General features: G+C 57.3%; 16 protein-coding genes. 1 reads left to right on the forward strand and 15 read right to left on the reverse strand.

Annotated features, from left to right (window positions below):
* Window positions 1–49: 49 nt before the first annotated feature.
* From rnhB to rpsB, 15 genes are all read right to left on the reverse strand, one after another.
* A complete protein-coding gene (gene rnhB, locus ACL2XQ_RS21110) occupies window positions 50–646 on the reverse strand; it encodes a ribonuclease HII (RefSeq protein ID WP_410013727.1) in 597 nt (198 codons plus the stop codon).
* A gap of 5 nt (window positions 647–651) precedes the next feature.
* Complete coding sequence (lpxB, locus tag ACL2XQ_RS21115; RefSeq protein WP_413739650.1) at window positions 652–1,815, reverse strand: lipid-A-disaccharide synthase; 1,164 nt, start codon at window positions 1,813–1,815, stop codon at window positions 652–654.
* Between the two features lie 2 nt (window positions 1,816–1,817).
* On the reverse strand, window positions 1,818–2,606 hold the full coding sequence (gene lpxA / locus ACL2XQ_RS21120; RefSeq protein ID WP_410013725.1) for an acyl-ACP--UDP-N-acetylglucosamine O-acyltransferase: 789 nt from the start codon (window positions 2,604–2,606) through the stop codon (window positions 1,818–1,820).
* 4 nt (window positions 2,607–2,610) lie between these two features.
* Window positions 2,611–3,072 (reverse strand): 3-hydroxyacyl-ACP dehydratase FabZ, encoded by a 462-nt coding sequence (fabZ, locus tag ACL2XQ_RS21125; protein WP_331119968.1) that lies wholly within the window; start codon window positions 3,070–3,072, stop codon window positions 2,611–2,613.
* Between the two features lie 150 nt (window positions 3,073–3,222).
* Window positions 3,223–4,245 (reverse strand): UDP-3-O-(3-hydroxymyristoyl)glucosamine N-acyltransferase, encoded by a 1,023-nt coding sequence (lpxD, locus tag ACL2XQ_RS21130; RefSeq protein WP_410013724.1) that lies wholly within the window; start codon window positions 4,243–4,245, stop codon window positions 3,223–3,225.
* Between the two features lie 3 nt (window positions 4,246–4,248).
* Window positions 4,249–4,746, reverse strand: a complete 498-nt coding sequence (gene skp, locus ACL2XQ_RS21135; protein WP_410013723.1) for a molecular chaperone Skp — start codon at window positions 4,744–4,746, stop codon at window positions 4,249–4,251.
* Window positions 4,747–4,893: 147 nt separating this feature from the next.
* The gene (gene bamA, locus ACL2XQ_RS21140) at window positions 4,894–7,320 is read right to left on the reverse strand and encodes an outer membrane protein assembly factor BamA (protein WP_410013722.1); all 2,427 of its coding nucleotides are present in this window, start codon (window positions 7,318–7,320) and stop codon (window positions 4,894–4,896) included.
* Window positions 7,321–7,356: 36 nt separating this feature from the next.
* On the reverse strand, window positions 7,357–8,712 hold the full coding sequence (rseP, locus tag ACL2XQ_RS21145; RefSeq protein ID WP_410013721.1) for a sigma E protease regulator RseP: 1,356 nt from the start codon (window positions 8,710–8,712) through the stop codon (window positions 7,357–7,359).
* A gap of 20 nt (window positions 8,713–8,732) precedes the next feature.
* The gene (cdsA, locus tag ACL2XQ_RS21150; protein WP_410013720.1) at window positions 8,733–9,590 is read right to left on the reverse strand and encodes a phosphatidate cytidylyltransferase; all 858 of its coding nucleotides are present in this window, start codon (window positions 9,588–9,590) and stop codon (window positions 8,733–8,735) included.
* 9 nt (window positions 9,591–9,599) lie between these two features.
* Window positions 9,600–10,361, reverse strand: coding sequence for a (2E,6E)-farnesyl-diphosphate-specific ditrans,polycis-undecaprenyl-diphosphate synthase (ispU, locus tag ACL2XQ_RS21155; protein ID WP_410013719.1), 762 nt, complete (start codon window positions 10,359–10,361; stop codon window positions 9,600–9,602).
* Between the two features lie 209 nt (window positions 10,362–10,570).
* Window positions 10,571–11,767, reverse strand: a complete 1,197-nt coding sequence (gene ispC, locus ACL2XQ_RS21160; protein ID WP_410013718.1) for a 1-deoxy-D-xylulose-5-phosphate reductoisomerase — start codon at window positions 11,765–11,767, stop codon at window positions 10,571–10,573.
* A 202-nt stretch (window positions 11,768–11,969) separates the two neighbouring features.
* The gene (gene frr / locus ACL2XQ_RS21165) at window positions 11,970–12,527 is read right to left on the reverse strand and encodes a ribosome recycling factor (RefSeq protein ID WP_410013717.1); all 558 of its coding nucleotides are present in this window, start codon (window positions 12,525–12,527) and stop codon (window positions 11,970–11,972) included.
* A 136-nt stretch (window positions 12,528–12,663) separates the two neighbouring features.
* Window positions 12,664–13,389 carry a UMP kinase gene (gene pyrH / locus ACL2XQ_RS21170; protein WP_410013716.1) on the reverse strand — a complete coding sequence of 242 codons (726 nt, stop codon included), beginning with the start codon at window positions 13,387–13,389 and terminating at the stop codon, window positions 12,664–12,666.
* Window positions 13,390–13,532: 143 nt separating this feature from the next.
* Entirely contained in the window at window positions 13,533–14,390 is an 858-nt protein-coding gene (tsf, locus tag ACL2XQ_RS21175; protein ID WP_410013715.1) for a translation elongation factor Ts, read from the reverse strand.
* 117 nt (window positions 14,391–14,507) lie between these two features.
* The gene (gene rpsB, locus ACL2XQ_RS21180) at window positions 14,508–15,233 is read right to left on the reverse strand and encodes a 30S ribosomal protein S2 (RefSeq protein ID WP_410013714.1); all 726 of its coding nucleotides are present in this window, start codon (window positions 15,231–15,233) and stop codon (window positions 14,508–14,510) included.
* 337 nt (window positions 15,234–15,570) lie between these two features.
* Between rpsB and map the strand changes: the two genes are divergently transcribed.
* Window positions 15,571–16,365: a type I methionyl aminopeptidase gene (gene map, locus ACL2XQ_RS21185; protein WP_410013713.1), complete on the forward strand. Its 795-nt coding sequence runs from the start codon at window positions 15,571–15,573 to the stop codon at window positions 16,363–16,365.
* The last annotated feature ends 121 nt before the right edge of the window (window positions 16,366–16,486 follow it).

Here is a 16,486-nt window from a genome sequence, read left to right on the forward strand (position 1 = left end):
AGTTGATTTTTTGTGGTGAAGACCCGAAATCCACCGGGATACCGGCCTTTTAGACCAGCCCCAGTACCCGTTTTACCGGCGCGAAGCTGCGGCGATGATGCACCGTGGCGCCCAGCAGCGCCAGTTTTTCCAAATGGAACGCCGTCGGATAGCCTTTATGCTGCGCAAAACCATATTCGGGAAACTCCAGATCCAGCACCGCCATCTCCCGGTCCCGCGACACTTTTGCCACGATGGAGGCCGCGCTGATTTCCGCCACCCGGCTATCGCCTTTGACCACCGCCAGCGACGGCATGGACAACAGCGGGCAGCGATTGCCGTCTATTAAAACAAAGTCCGGCGGGATATGCAGCCCCTGGACCGCGCGCTGCATCGCCAGCAAGGTGGCATGGAAGATATTCAACCGGTCGATTTCCTCGGCTTCGGCGCGTCCCAGGCACCAGGCCAGGGCCTTATCGGTGATTTCGTCATACAGCGATTCGCGGCGTTTGGCGCTGAGTTTTTTGGAATCCGCCAGGCCGGCTATCGGCCGCCGGGGATCGAGGATCACCGCCGCGGTCACCACCGCGCCGACCAGCGGCCCGCGGCCGACTTCGTCAACGCCTGCGATACAGGCGGCCTGCGGATAAACAAACAATTCCATCATGATAGCTACCGTGAACGCGCAGGCTGCGCGATGAGTTGCAGCACCGCCTGGGCGGCCTGCTCGTCGGCGTTACAGCGAATTTGCTGGTGCAAATCGCGAAAAGTCTCTTTAAGCACCTGGCTATCGACACTCTTTTTTAACAAGGGCGCCAGCGCCGAGGCCAATTTTTCCGGCACGCAGTCTTCCTGCAGCAGTTCCTGCACCAGCTCGCGCCCGGCCAGCAGGTTGGGCAGCGAGACATAGGGCGTCTTCACCAGGCGCCGCGCCAGCCAGTAGGTGAAAGGTTTCATGCGGTAGCCCACCACCATGGGGCATTTGGCCAGCATGCATTCAAGGGCGGCGGTGCCGGAGGCCAGCAGGGCCGCGTCGCTGGCCACCATCGCCTCGCGCGCCTGCCCGTCGAGCAGGCGCACCTGAAGATCCGGCGCTACCCGCGCTTTAATGGCGTCGAACTGCGCGCGGCGGCGGGCATTGACCAGCGGCACCAGGATATCGAGTCCGGGATATTGGGTGCTAAGCAACTGGGCGGCATGGAGGAAATCGGCGCTGAGCATCTCGACTTCCGCGCCGCGGCTGCCGGGCAGCAGGGCCAGGCAGCGGGCATCCTGGGCAATGCCCAAATGTTGCCGGGCGGCCGCTTTATCCGGATCGAGGGGCATGGCGTCGGCCAGGGTGTGGCCGATAAACTGGCAGGGAACGTTATACCGGTCGTAAAAGGCTTTCTCAAACGGCAGGAATGCCAGTACGTTGTCGGTGGCCCTGCCGATTTTAAATACGCGCTTCTGGCGCCAGGCCCATACCGACGGACTCACGTAATGAATGGTGCGGATACCGCGCCGCTTGAGCCGGCCTTCGAGGGTGATATTAAAATCCGGCGCGTCGATGCCGACAAACACCGCCGGGCGCAGCGCGGTGAAACGCCGGGTCAGGTCGCGACGGATGTGCAGCAGCCGCGGCAGCCGCCCTATCACCTCGACGATGCCCATCACCGCCAGCTCTTCCATCTCGTACCACGCTTCGCAGCCTTCGGCCTGCATACGCGGGCCGGCGACGCCGACAAAACGGGCGTCGGGCAGATGCCGGCGCAGCGCGCGGATCAAGCCGGCGCCAAGGACATCCCCCGATGCTTCGCCGGCTACCAAGCCGATTACCACCGCGCAAGCCTGCATGTTCAGCGGATAATACCCCGTTGCGAACGGGCCAGGAAATCGGTAAAGGCGGAAATCACCGGATGCTGGACCGCCATGGCGTCGAGTTCGGGTTTTACTTCATCCAGGGTCTTGCCGCTGCGATAGATAAGCTTATACGCGGCGCGAATGGCGTGTTGGGCTTCCTTATCGAAACCGCGGCGCTTAAGCCCTTCGATATTAATGCCGAACGGCGTGGCGTGATTGCCCTGGGCGATGACAAACGGCGGCACGTCCTGGGCCACGCCCGAGCAGCCGCCGACCATAACATGGGCGCCGATGCTGCAAAACTGATGCACAGCGGTCAGGCCGCCGATAATGGCGTAATCGCCCACCGAGACATGGCCGCCCAGGGTGGCGTTATTGGCCAGGATACAGCGATCGCCGATAACGCAATCGTGAGCGATATGGGTATTGATCATCAGTAGATTATCGCTGCCGATGCGGGTCACTTCCCCGCCCTGGGCGGTGCCGCGATGCACGGTCACGCTTTCGCGGATGCTGTTGCGATCGCCGATTTCAACACGGGTGGGTTCGCCGGCGTACTTCAGATCCTGGTTCACTTCGCCGATGGAGGCGAACTGGTAGATCAGGTTATCTTCACCGATCTTGGTAATGCCGTTGATGACGATATGGGATTTCAGCACCGTGCGCGCGCCAATCTCGACCTGCGGGCCGATAAAGCAAAACGGCCCGATCTGTACACCGGCATGAATGATGGCGCCGTCTTCAACTATGGCACTGGGATGGATAAAGGCGGATTGATCAATCACGTTTTCAGGACTCCCGACGACGGGCGCACATCATTGACGCTTCGCAAGCGATCTCGCCGTCCACCTTGGCAACCCCCTGGAAACGAGCAACTCCGCGGCGCTCTTTAATGAATTCGACTTCAAGGATCATTTGGTCGCCTGGTTGCACCGGGCGTTTAAAGCGCGCGTGATCCACCGCTGCAAAATAGTATAGCTCACCCGGCTCCAGCTTACCGACGCTCTTAAAAGCCAGGATACCCGTTGCCTGCGCCATCGCTTCCAGGATTAGCACACCGGGGAAGATGGGTTTGCCGGGGAAATGTCCCTGAAAAAACGGCTCGTTAAAAGAAACATTTTTCACCGCACGCAGGAATTTCCCTTTTTCAAAATCCAGCACCCGGTCCACCAGCAAAAAAGGGAAACGGTGCGGCAATAGTTCTAATATCTCTTCTATCTGCAGAGTATGAGCATGAGTGTCATTAGTCAAAATACTCTTCCTGTCTGAAAAAACGATGGCATTAACAACACGGCCTGCAACAATCCCACACAGGACAATTTAGCAGGCCGCAAATAAAAAATGTCTTGCCAGGCTTTAAGTGCCTGAACGCGCATAATTATCACTATCTGGCGAAGGCGATTAGTTTTTTGCCAGGTTTCGCTCGATAGCTTTCAACCGCTTGCTGATCTCGTTGATATTCATTACTAACGCTGCGGTCTTGCGCCACACTTTATTGGGTTGCAGCGGAATACCCGAGGAGTATACGCCAGGTTCAGTGATAGGTCTCATCACCATTCCCATGCCGGTGATGGTCACTTTGTCGCATATTTCCATATGGCCGTTGATGACGCTGGCGCCGCCAATCATGCAATAGCGGCCTATTCGCAGGCTGCCGGCCATAATAACGCCGCCCGCAACCGCGGTATTGTCGCCAATTATGACGTTATGTGCAATCTGGCACTGGTTATCAATGATGACGCCATTGCCGATAATAGTGTTATCCAGCGCGCCGCGATCGATGGTGGTGCAGGCGCCAATTTCAACCCGATCGCCAATTTCAACCGTGCCCAGTTGGGGAATCTTAATCCAGTTGCCGCGATCGTTGGCATAACCGAAACCATCGGCGCCGATAACGGTGCCCGACTGGATCAGGCATTTTTCGCCGATGCGCACTTCATGATAAACGGTGACGTTGGCCCACAGCTGGGTGCCCGCGCCGATGACCGTATTTTTACCGATAAAGCAGCCCGGACCGATAACCACGTTATCGCCCAGGATCACGCCGGATTCAATGACCGCGTTGGCCCCGACGGCCACCTGGCTGCCAAGCTGCGCGTCGGCTGCAATGACCGCGCTGGGGGCGATATCCTGTGCGGCGGCGGGCGTGGTATTTAGCAATTGCGCCATATGCGCATAGGTCAGGTAGGGATTTTTAACCACCAGCGCGGCGCTGTGGCAAAAGGGCAGGTCGGCTTCGGTAAGAACGATCGCGCCGGCCTGGCAGGAAGCAAGTTTTTCACGAAAACGGCTATCAGCCAGAAACGTAATCTGGTCCGCCTTGGCGGAGCCCATGGAAGCAATGCCGGTGATGACAAGAGAGCCATCACCGTGCAATTGTGCATCCAACTGCTGCGCTAAATCAGCAAGTCGAATTGATGGCATGACTTATTTAACCTGTTTTAACACATCAGCCGTAATGTCATTGGCAGAACCGGCATACGCCACGGCGTTGGCATCGATAACGATGTCATAACCTTGTTTGCTGGCGACGGCTTTCACCGCATCCTGAATACGGCTCAGGATTTTATTGCGTTCTTCACCCTGACGGCGACGATTGTCCTGTTCAAAGGCCTGCGCCTTGCCGGAGAAGTCTTCACGTTGCGCCATGACTTCCTTCTCCAGACGGCTGCGATCGGCGGCTTTCATGGTAGAGCCGTCACGTTGCAGGCGCTGCATTTTGGTCTGCAGATCACGTTCCTGCGCTTGCAGGTCGGTTGCCCGGCCCTTGAACTCATTTTCGAGTTGTTTAGCGACAACAGCGCGCTGAGGAGACTGCTGAAAGATATTGGCAATATTGACAACAGCAATTTTATCAGCAGCTTGCACGCTGGCTGAGGCAGCCAATGCTAATCCGAGGCCCGCGGCATACAACCACTTTTTCACTATAAACTCCTTAACACTACATTTAAGTTTGAAAACATTTCAACGCGGCAGGAACAAACACCCAAACCGGCGGCATGGCCGCCGGTCATGTCATTCAGGCTCCGTTCGCTGCCTTGCATGGTGCCTGCGCTGTGAATCGACGCAATGTTACCACGTTTTACCGATATTAAACTGGAACTGCTCCGCCTTATCGCCATCGTACTTCTTGACCGGCTGGGCATAAGAGAATACCAACGGCCCGAGCGGAGACATCCACTGCAGGGCAAAACCGCTGGAAATGCGGATATTACCCGGATTACTGTAGTCAGGTACGTTGTACTGCCGGGTCTGCGCGGTGTTTTCCCACGCGGTGTCCCAGACGGTGCCGCTGTCCACGAACAGCGAGGTACGTACCGAGTTGGCGTATTTCGGGCTGATAAACGGCGTCGGCACGATAAGCTCGGCGCTCAACAGCGCCATGGCGTTGCCGCCCACCGCATCGCTGGATTTATCCAGCGGGCAATCGCCAAGCGACGACTCGCCGCCGCCGCACTTATAATACGCCGCTTTCGGCCCGATGGTATTGGACCGGAAACCACGCACGGTGCTGGAACCGCCGGCGTAGAAGTTATCGTAGAACGGCATTTCCTTGCTGCCGATGCCATCGGCGTAACCCGCGCGCCCACGGCCCATCAGCACCCAGCTGCCGGAGTCGGTCAGCGGCACATAGCTGGTGGTATCGAAAGTCACCTTGTAGTATTCGTTATCCGAACCCGGCACGGTGACCTTGCCGGTCAGGCTGGCGCTGGTACCCGATGTAGGGAAATAGCCCCGATCCAGGTTGCTGTAATTCCAGCCGGTGGTCAGGAAGAAATCATTGGCGCTGAAATCAGCGTCGTTGTCTTTCTTCTCGCCCGCCACGACCTTGGGTTGGAAACCGGTGGATTCCAGGTAACGCCACATGGCAATCTGCGGATACATATTCGACAGATCGTTATGGACATAATCCACGCCCAGGCGCAGCGCACTGGTTTCACTGATCGGGAAACCGAGCGTGGTGCCTAAGCCATAGCTCCTGTTGGTGTAATCCGACAGGTCGGCGTTATCGGCGTCGAAGTTATTGTAGAAAATGCGCCCGCCGAGGCTGACGCCGTCCACCGTAAAGTACGGGTCGGTCAGCGAAAGTTCGGCATAGGTCTGGTAATCGTTCTTGGTGCCGCTGAAACCAACGGAATTACCGGTGCCCAGCCAGTTGTCCTGCTGGATGCCGAACTGGAAGCTGACGCCGCTCTCGGTGCCGAAGCCCACGCCGAAGTTGATGCTGCCGGTGTTGCGCTCCTTCACCTTGTACGTCACGTCCACCATATCATCGGTGCCGGGAACACGCTGCGTGTCCACGTCAACCGTTTCAAAGTAGCCCAGGCGGTTCAGGCGCTCCTTGCCCTGATCCACCAGGTTGCTGCCAAGCCAGGCGCCTTCCATCTGGCGCATTTCGCGCCGCAACACCACGTCTTTGGTGATATCGTTGCCTTCGAACTTCACGTGCCTGACGTAAAAACGGTTGCCCGCGTCCACATTGACATGGAGTTTGACGGTTTTGTCGGCGTCGTTGATTTCCGGTTGCGTCACCACGCGCGGATAGGCATAACCATAACGGCCCAGCAGCTGCTTGATGTCGTTTTCCATCTTGGTGACTTTCGCGCCGCTGTACAGCTCGCCCGGCTTAACGCGCGACAGGGCGTCGATCTCGGCGGAGTGGCCGGCCAGGTTGCCGTTGACCACGGTGCCCGACAGGGTGTACTGCGCGCCTTCGGTGATATTCAGGGTGATATAGATACCCTTTTTGTCCGGCGTCAGGCTCACCTGGGTCGAGTCGATATTAAAGCGGGCATAGCCCCGGTCAAGGTAGAAGCTGCGCAGGGTCTCGAGATCGCCCGCCAGTTTCTGCTTCTGGTATTTACGATCGCCGACCACGTTCCACCACGGCACTTCATCGCGCAGCTGGAAGCGCGAAACCAGTTCGTCGGTGGTGAAGGCATGATTGCCGACAATGTTGATTTGCTGGATCTTGGCGGAAACGCCCTCGGTAAAGACCAGTTTTAAATCTACCCGGTTACGCGGCAGCGGCGTGACCACGGCTTTCACCGACGCGCTGTATTTACCGACGCTGTAGTAGAAATCCTCCAGCCCTTTCTCGATGTTGGAAATCGTGGTGCGGTCCAACGCCTCGCCGACGCGCACGCCGGAAGCCTCGAGATTCTGCTTGAGCATATCCTCCTTCACCGCCTTGTTGCCGGAGAAGGTGATACTGGCAATAGTGGGACGTTCCTTGACCTGAACGAGCAGTGTGTCTCCATCACGCAGCACCCGGACATCCTCGAAGTTCCCGGTGGCAAATAAGGCGCGGATAGTATTGCCGATATCTTCATCACTGGCCGTGTCTCCGACACGTACCGGCATACTGAGTAACGCCGCACCGACGGCGACCCGTTGCAGTCCTTCGAAATGAATGTCCTTCACTACGAACCCGTCTGCACCGTATACGGTGGCGCTGCTAAGAAGCAGCGACGCTATGAGCAACTTTTTCATCGCCATCGTGGTTATGCGTTCTTCCTAACATAATCCCCGGCGCTAGAGCCGGGAGAAATCATTGAAAAGAGCAAGGCCCATTAACAGCACCAGCAAAATCGAGCCGATACGATAACTGAAATCCTGCACTCGTTCGGAAACCGGCCCCCCCTTAAGCTTTTCTATCGCCAGGAAGAGCAAGTGACCACCATCTAACACCGGTAACGGGAACAGGTTGATGATACCCAGGTTGACGCTGATAAGCGCCAGGAACATCAGGTAGTAGATCAAACCATATTCCGCTGACATCCCCGCGCCTTGGGCTATTGATATCGGCCCGCTCAGGTTGTTCAGCTTAACATCTCCCGTGACCAGTTTGCCTAGCATACTGACCGTCAATTTCATCAGTTGCCAGGTTTTTTCGCCAGCCTGATAAAACGCGGGAAACAGGCCGTACTGGCGTATCGTTTTGTATTCCTCGGGCAGGGGCGTCACTTTCGGCACCACGCCCGCGAAGCCTTCCACTTCGCCTTTACCTACCGACTTCTCGTCGGGCACCAACGTCACCGGCAGGCTTTCACCCTGTCGGTCGATTTCCAGGGCCAGCGGCTTGCCGGGATTATCCCGCACCCGCATGACGAAATTCTGCCAGCGGCCGATAGGCTGACCATCGACTTTAACGATCCTGTCGCCCGCTTGCAAACCGGCTTTTGCCGCCGCCGATGCATTTTGCACCTCGGCGAGCACCGGTTCTATCTGCGGACCCCGGGGAATAATCCCCAACGCGATGATAGGATCCTGCTTATCCGGTTCAAAATCCCACCCGCGCAGATCGAGTATCTTCCGTTCGATATGGGAAGACCCGAAAGGCGCCACCCCGACGCTGGTCTGGCCGTCGCCAATCTTGCCGATAAGCTCCAGCCGCACCGAATCCCAGTCAGGCGTTTCGATACCGTCAACCGACTTTAGTTCCATGCCGGGCGAAATATCGGCCTGCGCGACGATAGAATTGGGGGTAACCTCACCGATTACCGGACGAAAACTCGGCACGCCGATCAAAAATACCAGCCAGTAGGCAAACACCGCAAAAATAAAGTTGGCGATGGGGCCGGCGCTGATAATGGCGGCGCGCTGCCAAACCTTCTTGTGGTTAAACGCTTCATGCCGGCGTTCGGGGGCGACGGTATCCACCCGTTCGTCCAGCATTTTCACATAGCCCCCCAAGGGGATGGCCGCGATAACATACTCGGTGCCGCGCTTATCCCGATGACGCCACAGCGCGCGGCCGAATCCGATGGAGAATCGCTCCACCGTAACACCGCACCGGCGGGCCACCCAGAAGTGACCGAACTCGTGCACGGTGATCAATATACCCAACGCAACGATAAATGCGGCGAGACTCCAGAGAAAGTGCAACATGATAACTCCTGGCCCCTCGATTAAATAGCTCTAAAAATCAGCAGCATTAAACAGGCGAAAACCGGCACCGCGGCGGTCAGGCTATCGATGCGGTCCAAGATGCCGCCGTGCCCCGGAATCAGGTGCCCGCTGTCCTTGATACCGGCCTCGCGTTTAAACATGCTTTCCGTTAAATCGCCCAGCACCGACGCCAGGGCGGCAATCACCGAGCACAGCAGCAGGCTGAGCGGCAGCGCGTCCAGCGGGGCGTATTTGCCGAACAGCCAGGAAATGACGGCCGAGGTCACCAGCCCGCCCGCCAGGCCTTCCCAGGTCTTGCCGGGAGAGACCTTCGGCGCCAGCTTATGCTTGCCCAGCGCGCGCCCGAAAATATAGGCGCCCGAGTCGGCCCCCCACACCAGCAGCATCACATACAGCAGCCACCAGGCGCCGGTAAAATGATTCACCGCGTAGTGGTACTGGCGCAGGGTGAGCATGCCCCAAAAAAAAGGCATGATGGTCAGGACGCCGAACACGAGCCGCAGCGCGCATGAATGGCGCCAGAACGCGGCGGAGCGCGGATAGAACAGCACCAGCACCAAGGCCGCGGCCCACCACGCCAGAGAGGCTCCCAGCGCGTATTTCACCATGGTGGCGGTGACGAACGGATGGTAATCCGGAATAGTGAACATCATTAACGCCAGCAGCAGCCCGCACAGAATAGCCAGCCAGATGCGCTGGCTTCGGGTCGCCAGGCCGGCAAGCTGCCCCCATTCCCACGCCGCCAGCATGCAGACAACGAGCGTAACCAGCGCAAACCCCAGCGGGGGCAGTAAAAAGATCGCGGCGATAACAACAGGTATCAGAATAAAGGCAGTGATCAAGCGAGACTTCAGCAAAAATCCCCCCTAGGACGCGTTGGCATCATTAGGCGTAGTTCCTCCGAAGCGCCGCTCACGTTGAGCAAAAGCATTCAGCGCACCTTCAAAAACGTCTTCGTCAAAATCCGGCCACAGCACATCGGTAAAATAGAGTTCGGCATAGGCTATCTGCCATAATAAAAAATTACTGATGCGATGTTCTCCGCCGGTGCGAATTACCAAATCCACCGGCGCGAGTTCATTGAGGCAGACATGCCGGCACAGGGCGTCCTCATCTATCTGGTCGGGACGCAATATCCCTTCCTGCACTTCTTCGGCCAGTCGCTTCACGCCCTGAATAATATCCCAACGGCCGCCATAATTCGCGGCAATATTGAGGGTTAAGCCAGTGTTATTTTGCGTCAGGGCCTCTGAGCGGCGGATTCGCTCCTGCAAACGCAGGCCGAAACGGCTAGTATCGCCGATAATACGTAAACGAACGTTATGTTTATGCAGGCTTTTTACTTCGCTGTCCAATGCCCTGACGAATAATTCCATCAATGCGGACACCTCCTGCGTCGGCCGGTTCCAATTTTCGCTGCTGAAGGCATAGAGCGTCAGAGCATCAAAATGATGGCTGACGGCAAAACTGACCGCGCGACGGACTGACTTCACCCCCGCTTTATGCCCGAAGATGCGTAATCTTCCCCGGCTTTTCGCCCAACGTCCGTTGCCATCCATGATGATGGCCACGTGACGGGGAGTGGATGATGACAGAATAGTAGCCTCGTGCTGATTTTCGGACGACATAACGCTTACGTATTTCCTCAATAAGAATACAACCGTCTTTCCGGAACAGTAGGCCCCGAATGCGCAAAAAAGCCGTGTACTCACACGGCTCACTCCGGATTTCTTATGGCCAGCCATCATCCTGGAGACAATTGGCGCTGACTATATCATTTCAGCAGCGGCGGAACAAATCAGGCCGCGACCGACGCAACGACCCGCGCCGGCTGATTTTACTGCATAAAAGCGGCCATTTCGCGCTCCGCCACGCTTCTGGCCTCGGCGTCAATCGCCACGACGTCGTCCACGCTCTCCGGTTCCGGCAATACCATCCGTTCAAGCGTAGCGCGCACCAGGGGGGCGATGGCGGTAAAGCGCACCCGCCCCTGCAAAAACGCCGCCACGGCTATTTCGTTGGCGGCATTCAGCGTCGTGGTGGCCGCCTGGCCGCGTTCGCAGGCGTCTATCGCCAATTGCAGGCACGGGTAGCGCGCTTCATCGGCCCGCTCGAAGGTCAGCCCGCCGATGCGGTAGAAATCGAGCGCCTCGACCCCGGCCGCCACCCGCTCGGGATAGGCCATCGCGTGGGCGATGGGGGTGCGCATATCCGGCGAACCCAACTGCGCCAGCACGCTGCCGTCGCGATAACGCACCATGGAATGAATCACCGACTGCGGATGCACAATCACTTCCATTTGCGCCGCCGAGGCGTTGAATAACCACCGCGCCTCGATATACTCCAGTCCTTTGTTCATCATCGTCGCCGAATCAACGGAGATTTTGCGCCCCATCGACCAATTGGGGTGGGCGCAGGCCTGATCCGGCGTCATGGCGTCCAGTTCAGACAGGGCCGTGGTGCGAAACGGGCCGCCGGAACCGGTGAGGATGATGCTCGACACGCCATGCGCCTCCAGGGAAGCGTACCCTAACTGACGCTGAAATGGTTCGGGTAAACTCTGAAAAATCGCATTATGTTCGCTGTCCACCGGTAATAGTTGCGCTTTGCTCTGGCGAACCTCGTTTATAAACAGCCTGCCGCAGGTCACCAGCGCCTCTTTATTGGCCAGCAGCACGGATTTACCGGCGCGGATTGCCGCCAGGGTCGACGGCAGCCCCGCGGCGCCCACGATGGCGGCCATCACCAGATCGACCCCGTCGAGAGCCGCCAGTTCGCAGGCGGCCCGCGGCCCCGCCATGACCTCGGTGGCGCTCCCCGCCTCATGCAGGAGGCGTTTGAGCTCACGCGCCGACGCCTCGTCGGCCATACAGGCATACGCGGGACGAAAAGCCAGGCATTGTCGGGCCATGACGGCGCTGTTTCGTCCGGCCACCAGGGCGCGCACGGCGAACTTTTCCGGATTTTGCTGAACAACGGCCAGTGTGCTGGTTCCAACCGAACCAGTGGAGCCGAGAATCGTCAAATTTCTCATGAGGTACTCTGGACAACCGCGTGTTAAAAATAAAGAAGGCACAGTAGTCTGGAACGTTGCGCAACATTTGTCTATGACGTTGCCGACAAAAAAAACCGCGGCGGACAAACAATATAATTGATTGGCCGCCGCGGCGTGTTTGACGGGCCGGCGCGCTGCCGGCCCCTGCAGGCCGGCATGACGTCAGCGTAGCGCCGTTAGCTTAGATTTCCATTAACTCGGCTTCTTTGTCGGCCAGGGCGCTGTCGACCTTCTTGATAAAGGCATCGGTCAGCTTCTGGATATCATCCTGCGAACGGCGATCCTCGTCTTCGCTGATTTCTTTATCCTTGAGCATGGCTTTGACTTTATCGTTGGCGTCGCGGCGCACGTTGCGCACCGATACCCTGCCCTGCTCGGCCTCGGCGCGCACGATCTTGATCAGATCACGGCGGCGTTCCTCGGTCAGCGGCGGCAGCGGAACGCGGATCACGGTGCCGGCGGACGAGGGATTCAGGCCCAGGTCGGAGGCCATGATGGCTTTTTCCACCGCGGCGCTCAGGGAGCGATCGAATACGGTAATGGCCAAAGTGCGTGAATCTTCGGCCACCACGTTCGCCAGCTGGCGCAGCGGCGTGGACGTACCGTAATATTCGATCTGAATACCATCAAGCAGGCTCGGAGACGCTCGGCCGGTACGGATTTTGCCGATGTGGTTTTTGAATGCTTCTACGCATTTTTCCATGCGTTGTTCTGCATCTTTGCGGATTTCATTAATCACGTTGCGAACCCTTGGAAACTGGTTATCCGGGCGGGCTTAAGCTTACGTCAAGCCCGTGATAGTCTGACCAGCCGCAGCCAGTCGTGTCTATTATTGCCGTAAGATCGGCATGATACTGTAACCTGGCGAACAAATGCTACTTGGTAATGAGCGTGCCTTCCTTCTCGCCCATCACCACCCGCCGCAGCGCGCCGGGTTTGTTCATATTGAATACCCTGATGGGAATATTATGATCCCGCGCCAGGGTAAACGCCGCCAAATCCATTACTTTCAGCTCCTGCTCCAGGACGTCCTGGTAGCTGAGCTGTTCATACAGTGTAGCATCAGGGTTTTTCACCGGATCGGCGGAAAATACGCCGTCCACCTTGGTGGCTTTCAGCACCACGTCGGCTTCGATCTCAATGCCGCGCAGGCAGGCGGCGGAGTCGGTGGTGAAGAAAGGATTGCCGGTACCGGCGGAGAAGATGACCACGCGGTTGTTGCGCAGCAGGCTGATGGCCTCGGCCCAGCTGTAGTTATCGCACACGCCGTTAAGCGGAATGGCCGACATCAGCCTGGCGTTGACATAGGCGCGATGCAGCGCGTCGCGCATCGCCAGCCCGTTCATTACCGTCGCCAGCATGCCCATATGATCGCCGACCACGCGATTCATCCCCGCCTGGGCCAGTCCCGCGCCGCGAAACAGATTGCCGCCGCCTATCACCACGCCGACCTGGATGCCCAGCTCGACCAGCTCCTTCACTTCCTGGGCCATGCGATCCAGGACGCTAGCGTCGATACCAAAACCTTCTGCGCCTTGCAGGGCTTCACCGCTCAATTTAAGCAGGATACGCTGGTATACGGGTTTTGCATTGGTTGCCATTTGTTCTGTTCCTAAGCAGCGATAACGAGATGGGCGGATCCGACTGCTGGACCGCGCGTTGCAGTTTTTATGCGGCAAAAGTCCCCTGACTTTATTTCAGCTCATAAAAAGGAACCGCCTGATGGCGGTTCCGGAGTTCTAATTTAAGACTGTTTGCTCATGGCGGCAACTTCGGCGGCGAAGTCGACTTCCGCTTTTTCGATGCCTTCACCCACTTCAAAACGGATGAAGTCGGCAACAGTGGCTTTATGCTCTTCGAGCAACTGGCCCACGGTCTTGCTCGGATCCATCACGAAATGCTGGCCGGTCAGGGAGATTTCGCCGGTAAACTTACGCATACGGCCTTCAACCATTTTCTCGGCGATTTCACGCGGCTTGCCGGACTGCATGGCGATATCCAGCTGGATCTGGTGCTCACGGGCCACCACGTCCGCCGGTACGTCTTCGGCATGGACATATTCAGGCTTGCTGGCGGCGATATGCATGGCAATATGCTTGACCAGTTCTTCGTCGGCGCCGGTAGCGGCCACCATAACGCCGATACGCGCGCCGTGCAGGTAAGAACCCAGCACGTCGCCCGCCAATGCGGCTACGCGGCGGATATTGATGTTTTCGCCGATCTTGGCAACCATCGCGGCGCGCTGATCTTCAAATTTGGCTTTCAGCGTCTCGATATCCGTGATGCGTTCGGCCAGGGCCGCGCTGATCACTTCGTCGCCGAAGGCTTTGAATCCGCCGTCTTTGGCCACGAAATCGGTTTCACAGTTCAGCTCGACGATAACGCCGTATTTGCCGTCGGCGGCGATTTTAGTCAGGATGATGCCTTCGGCGGCAACGCGGCCCGCTTTCTTGGCGGCCTTGGCCTGACCGGATTTACGCATATTGTCGATAGCCAGCTCGATATCGCCTTGAGCTTCAACCAGCGCTTTTTTACATTCCATCATGCCTGCGCCAGTGCGTTCACGCAGTTCTTTCACCAGGGCGGCGGTAATATCAGCCATTATTTTTTCCTCGTTATCCCATGAGGGGGATAGGTAAAAAAGAGGGCCTGAAGCCAGGCCCTCTAACCAACATAGTTAAAACTTGGTTAATAAGGGCTCAATGAAGAGCATGCCTTATTACTCAGTTTCTACAAAGCTTTCTTCGGCCTGTTCAACCAGGTCCTGAGAGCGGCCTTCGCGAACGGCGGTGGCAACGGCGGTCAGGTACAGGTTGATGGCGCGGATGGCGTCATCGTTACCCGGAATGATGAAGTCCACGCCGTCCGGATCGGAGTTGGTATCAACGATAGAGAACACCGGGATGCCCAGGTTGTTCGCTTCTTTGATAGCGATGTGCTCGTGCTCGGCATCGATAACAAACAGCGCGTCAGGCAGGCCGCCCATATCCTTGATCCCGCCCAGGCTGTTTTCCAGCTTGGCCAGTTCGCGAGTGCGCATCAGCGCCTCTTTTTTGGTCAGCTTTTCGAACGTGCCGTCCTGGGACTGGGTTTCCAGATCCTTCAAACGCTTGATGGACTGACGAACCGTTTTCCAGTTGGTCAACATCCCGCCTAACCAGCGATGATTCACGAAGAACTGATCGCAGCTGTTGGCAGCTTCTTTTACCGCTTCACTTGCCGCGCGCTTGGTGCCGACAAACAGAATTTTACCCTTGCGGGAGGCAATTTTGTTCAATTCGGCCAGGGCGTCGTTGAACATCGGTACCGTCTGCTCAAGGTTGATGATGTGTACTTTATTACGCGCACCGAAGATGAAAGGCTTCATTTTCGGATTCCAGTAACGGGTCTGGTGACCGAAATGTACACCCGCTTTGAGCATGTCACGCATGGAAACAGTAGCCATGATTAAACCTCTTGTTAAAGTTTGGGGTTATGCCTCCACGTGTCCCATACGACCGACCCCGCCTTACTGGCCAAGGCACCCCGGCGCATGTGCCGACACGTGTGTGTAATTACACAATTGAGTTTAGTTGATCTGAACGGCGCATAGGACCAAAATACTCTACGCCGATCGTCGGCGCGCTTTATACCATAATCCGCGCCCGGACTCCACTCTTTGTTCAGTCACGGCACCGGCACCAAATGATAATTTGGCAGTCTTATGGCTGGACTGGTAACATTATCCTCTACTTAAGCTTAATCATAATTTGTCGACTTTCACGCCGACTGTGGATCTATTCATGGCCATTCCAATTAAAAATTCCGATGATATCGCCAAAATGCGCGTTGCCGGCCGGCTTGCCGCTGAAGTGCTGGAAATAATCGAGCCCTATGTTGTCCCGGGCGTCAGCACCGGCGAGCTCGATCGCCTGTGCCATGAGCATATCACCGTTCATCAGCACGCCATTTCCGCCAGCCTCGGCTATCACGGTTACCCGAAGTCCGTCTGCATTTCGGTTAACGAAGTCGTGTGCCACGGCATTCCCTCGGATGAAAAAATACTTAAGGACGGCGATATCATCAATATCGACGTGACGGTCATTAAAGATGGCTTCCACGGCGACACATCGAAAATGTTTATCGTCGGCAAGCCGACCATCCTCGGCGAGCGCCTGTGCCGCATCACCAAGGAGAGCCTGTACCTGGCCATCAATATGGTGAAGCCCGGCATTCGCCTGCGCACGCTGGGCAAGGCCATCCAGCAGTTTGTCGAGGCGGAAAATTTTTCCGTGGTGCGCGAATATTGCGGGCACGGCATCGGCGAGGGTTTTCACGAAGAGCCGCAGGTCCTGCACTACGATGCCGATGACGGCGGCGTGATACTGCAGCCGGGCATGGCGTTTACCATCGAACCCATGGTCAACGCCGGCGACTACCGCATCCGCACCATGAAGGACGGCTGGACGGTAAAGACCAAGGATCGCAGCTTGTCGGCGCAATACGAACATACTATTGTGGTCACCGACAGCGGTTGTGAAATCATGACCCTGCGCAGCGACGATACGCTGCCGACGGTCATTACGCACGCGGCCTGATTGTTAACCGCGCGGCGCCCGCCCGCCGGCGGCGTCCCGCGCGCCATGTCTTCTCCTCCCGCGGGTAGTCCGGGGCCGATGTGCCCCGCCCCGGACCTACCGGCTTTACCATGGGTCTCCT

Source organism: Sodalis sp. RH14 (assembly GCF_047324285.1).
In the GTDB taxonomy this organism is placed as follows: Bacteria; Pseudomonadota; Gammaproteobacteria; order Enterobacterales; family Enterobacteriaceae; genus Acerihabitans.